Source organism: Komarekiella delphini-convector SJRDD-AB1 (assembly GCF_014831675.1).
Lineage (GTDB): Bacteria > Cyanobacteriota > Cyanobacteriia > Cyanobacteriales > Nostocaceae > Komarekiella.
The window spans coordinates 1-1,089 of the sequence record NZ_VJXY01000188.1 but is presented as its reverse complement, the minus strand read 5'-3'; the positions used below and the strand labels follow the sequence as shown (position 1 = coordinate 1,089).

The 1,089-nt window shown below is 45.3% G+C and carries 1 protein-coding gene; it reads left to right on the top strand.

Going from position 1 to position 1,089, the window contains the following annotated elements:
- Positions 1-208: 208 nt before the first annotated feature.
- Positions 209-1,089, top strand: an 881-nt coding sequence (locus tag FNW02_RS38250; RefSeq protein WP_225226353.1) for a helix-hairpin-helix domain-containing protein, incomplete at its 3' end; no start/stop codon positions are given.

Sequence of the window (1,089 nt, the reverse complement as noted above, 5' to 3'; positions counted from 1 at the left end):
ACTTTTGGCCCGCGACCGCTCTACTGTGAGCAATGCCGTCGCCCCCAACCACCCAAGAAATCAGCAGTTCCTCTCAAGAGAAGAAAGCCTAGAGCTATGACTTATAAGAGTGGCAAAGACATCGCGGGGTAACTAATGCTGGTGTAGTAGCTGGTATTTTTGTACTATAATGAAGCCGCTCTTATATGTGCGGCGTTCTCAAAAAGTAATGTCCACCCTCTCAAATCTTTCTCATCAACAATTAAATACCCCTGTCCCACACGAAACGATTACGGGTGTAGTTGAACGCCTGACCTTCTACTCTGTTGAATCGGGTTACACTGTGGCGCGTCTGGTGCGTTCCCGTGCCACGGAACTTACAACAATCGTCGGCAGTTTCGCCAATATTCAGCCAGGGCAAACTCTACAATTAACTGGTTTCTGGCGTGATCATCCCCAATTTGGCCCACAGTTTCAAGTCGTCAACTACCGAGAAACCAAACCTGCCACTCTCACCGGGATTGAGAAATATCTCGGCAGTGGTCTAATCAAAGGCGTGGGGCCAGTCACAGCAAGGCGGATTGTTGCTCACTTTGGTTTAGAAACTCTAGAGATTATTGAAAACCAGATTGAGCGCTTGATTGAAGTTCAGGGCATTGCCAAAAAACGCATCAAATTAATTCAAACCGCTTGGCAAACTCAAAAAGCCATCAAAGAAGTAATGGTATTTCTCCAAAGTCATGGCGTTTCAACCACATACGCGGTAAAGATTTATAAACAGTACAAAGATGAGGCGATCGCTACTGTCACCAGCAACCCCTACCAGTTAGCTACTGACATCTACGGTATTGGTTTTCTCACAGCTGATAAAATTGCCTTTAATTTAGGAGTTGCCCCAGATAGTGAGTTTCGTTACCGTGCTGGGTTAATTCATGTTTTAGGTGAAGCTGCTGCCGATGGGCATTGCTATTTGCCACAACCGGAACTTCTAAAGAATGTCATCAAACTACTGACTACAGAATCGCACGAACCAAAAGAAAACGCGATTGCTGACATCATAAAAGATATGGCACTTAAGGATGACTTAATCCGAGAAAAGGGTGAAGACCA